The following is a 2,939-nucleotide window of genomic DNA, read 5'->3' as shown; positions in this document are numbered from 1 at the left end:
TTCCCTGATGATCATTTCGCTGACGGCCAAATATGGCTGGAAGCCTGGGCTGGCCATTTTCCTGTTCCGCTGGATGCGTGAAATCAAGCCGTGGGGGATGCTGGAAGTGTTCATGCTGGGGATTCTGGGGTTGGGTTGTATAAAGTTGCCGGTAAAAGTCATAAGGGTTTCCGGCAAAGTCGAAGAGGAATTTCAAACAGTAGGTGATCTCATAGGTGTCGCCCGCTTCCAGGTACTCCCGTATTTTTCTTATATTGGCTAAGTATTTCTCTTGGGTGATGTTTGTTTTTTTATTCATCACCTTATTTTTGGCCTGTTTTTGGAAACCGTCCCGATCAGATCGGGACAGGTTTCTATTTTTAGGTTTCTTATAAACCCCCATCTGGAGAAGGGGAAAAGACGATTTATTTTCAGCGGCAAGTTTTTCCTCAAAACCATACCCGGCTTCGTAGGAAAGGAACCCGGCCAGATAGCAACCCCCAGCAAGTGACGATTCCATTTGGGCAAAACAGGCCGGCAATTCATAGCCTTGCCGCGCCACGATCAGGTCGATCGGCTGTTCAAAAAGTAAAGGTTGTTTTTCAAATTCAATTTGGACAAGCATAAGTGAGGTCTGGGTGCTCCGACATATCGGAGTTGAAGATCATGACCAAGAACCATTATAGCAGATTTAAAAATTCAGAGAAATCGTTGTTGCGTTGAGTTGACTAATATATCAATCGGAATATATAATGAATTCATGTATATAGGGCGGAAAGGTTTTTCATTAATTGAGCTGACCATGGTGATAGTAATTCTTGGCATCCTGGCCGTTTCGGTCTTGCCTCGTTTTATTAATTTTAACAAGCAAGCCGAATTGGGTGTGGCGCGCCATTTTGCCGGGGTTTTAAAAGAAGCGGAAGACATCTATTACACCCGCCTGATCCTGGATAATATTGATCAGTACGAATTGGCGCAACGGTATTTTCTTTCCTTCGTCGCGTTTAGTGAGGGGGTCAGTGACCGCAACACGCTGGCAATAGATAATGGGATCAGGAATCTTCTGCAAAATCCAGGTGGTGAGGTCTTACAGCCGGACAACTCGATTAAGCTGACCTTCAAAAGCGGCGCGGTGGCAAACTATTATCTTAGCCCCACGACCGGCGCGATTACCGCCGAGTATGTCGGGTTTTAACTGCCCCAAAAAGCCACCCTGCGGTTGCGGTCAATGATTGAAAAATGCCTATTCGGGTAAAATAATCGAAAAAATCAGCGGGGGAACTAAGCAAGACCACGGTATATCCTGCCAGCAAAACCCAGAGAAATATTCCTTCGCTCCAACCGCCGGTCGCCGCTTTCAGGTTTATGACCCCATAATTCAGGCAGAGCGGAAACATTACAATAATATATATCGGTAGATATCCGGCGGCCGGGGTGTAGGAGCGGCCAAACAGGAGACCGATCGTTTCTTCCCCGTAGAAAGCAAAAAAGATAAAAGCGGCGAAAAAGACCAGCCCGGCAAATAAATACCCTAACCCCAGATAATATGCCCCTTTTTTACTGACCCGGTGTTTGACCAGCCGTGGATAGACAAGCGGAGAAGCTGCCAGCGCGTAGAGCAGGATCCCTTTGCCGATCATATTAACTATCGCGTACTGGCCGCAATTGAAAGGTGAAAAGATTTTTCCGGCGATGATCATGTCTAGGCTGATGAAGAGTCCGCCGGGGAGGGTGATCAGCAGGATTTTGGCGTATTCGGCGATGATTGCCCGATCGATTTTATAAGTCAGGTTGAGTTCCGTTCCAGTATAAAAAAAACCTTGGATGACCGCGGCGACCGCGCCGACCAGTCCCGATAGGATCGCGGGCAGGACTCCCTTTCCCAGAATAAAAAGCAAAACCCCAGATAACAGCCTCCCCAGGAGCTCGCTTGGGCGGTTGTAAAGGAGCGGATTGTCCTGGTAGCGCGATTGCAGAACCCCCCTGTAAAAATAAAGGCAGGCCCAGACCAGAATGGTCAGTCCGGAGATAAAGAAGACCGCCAGCTCACTCGGACCCTTTGGCGGCGTCCAAAACAGAAGAAAAATGAATTGTACCGCTCCTAAAATGGTCCCGGTCAGCAGAGCCAAGGAGGCGAAGTCACGGAGTAAAAATTGCCGGTTAGCGGTAGGATTTTCGATCAATGTCCTGGCGACCAGTGGTGAAATGGCTTCAAGCGGACGAAGGAAAGCGATCATTAGCGCCATCAGGACAGTGTAGTAGCCATAAGCGGCTGGGCCAAGGGCGCGACTTGCCAGAAAATGAAAGCTATAGCCAAAAAGGCTGGCCAAGACTACTGAAAGAAGGAGCCAGACCGATTTTGTCGCTAATTTTTTCATTCCAGCGATCCAGTATTAAAAAAGTAATAAGGAACGATGACGTATTCGCTAACCCCGCCACGGCACAAAAAATCGTTTAGCAGGAAGTAAAGAGAAAAACGGTTGTTCTGGAGTATAATGTTCGCTTTCCGGTCCCAGAGGGCTGGCGCGATTTTCGGGTTAAAGGCCATTTTTACCAAATACGTTCCTTTTTCCCTAAGTGGGGCGATTTCTTGTATTTGGATCAATTCATTAGAGTACAGTTTCGCTTCCCGTCTGCTTAAGATCCGGAGCCAGAAGATAGAGCCGGTGTATTTGTTCCGGTCTTTTTCGATTATCGCTACCCGGCGGTTGCGCAGAGGGTTGTCGCCCAGCTTCCGATAAATGTCGCCCAGCTGGCGTCCGGCCATTTTTACGCTCCAATCATCGATGCCAGCCTGCCGGTCGGTATAGTTGAATTGAATGACCCGGCTCCCGGCCGGCAATCGGGAAAAGAGAGTAGTTAGGTTGTTAAATCCGTGCCCCGACAAGTAAGCGAAAATGACCACTAGAGCCAGCGCTCCGGTCTGCCAGCGGTGGCGCGGGTTAAATAGCGGGGAAAAT

General features: G+C 48.6%; 4 protein-coding genes. 2 read left to right on the top strand and 2 right to left on the bottom strand.

The genetic code is table 11. The annotated features are described in order from the left end of the window. A partial coding sequence (locus KKF06_01195) for a paraquat-inducible protein A (GenBank protein MBU1616381.1) occupies nt 1-262 on the top strand: 262 nt, incomplete at its 5' end. 477 nt (nt 263-739) lie between these two features. Continuing rightward, nucleotides 740-1,174 carry a type II secretion system GspH family protein gene (locus tag KKF06_01190; GenBank protein ID MBU1616380.1) on the top strand — a complete coding sequence of 145 codons (435 nt, stop codon included), beginning with the start codon at nt 740-742 and terminating at the stop codon, nt 1,172-1,174. Here KKF06_01190 and KKF06_01185 read toward each other — a convergent pair. Further along, a complete protein-coding gene (locus KKF06_01185; protein MBU1616379.1) occupies nt 1,149-2,357 on the bottom strand; it encodes a hypothetical protein in 1,209 nt (402 codons plus the stop codon). The two genes, KKF06_01190 and KKF06_01185, sit on opposite strands and share 26 nt — an antisense overlap. Next, nucleotides 2,354-2,939, bottom strand: a 586-nt coding sequence (locus tag KKF06_01180; GenBank protein MBU1616378.1) for a hypothetical protein, incomplete at its 5' end; no start/stop codon positions are given. The genes KKF06_01180 and KKF06_01185, both read right to left, overlap by 4 nt.

The organism is Candidatus Margulisiibacteriota bacterium (assembly GCA_018822365.1).
Taxonomy (GTDB): Bacteria; Margulisbacteria; WOR-1; order O2-12-FULL-45-9; family XYB2-FULL-48-7; genus XYB2-FULL-45-9.
Note: the sequence above shows the minus strand (reverse complement) of the source record. Positions and strands in the feature narration are given on the sequence as shown.

Coding starts and splice junctions, on each gene's coding strand:
- KKF06_01190 (MBU1616380.1), top strand. CDS start 740: ATGTATATAGGGCGGAAAGGTTTTTCATTAATTGAGCTGACCATGGTG.
- KKF06_01185 (MBU1616379.1), bottom strand. CDS start 2,357: ATGAAAAAATTAGCGACAAAATCGGTCTGGCTCCTTCTTTCAGTAGTC.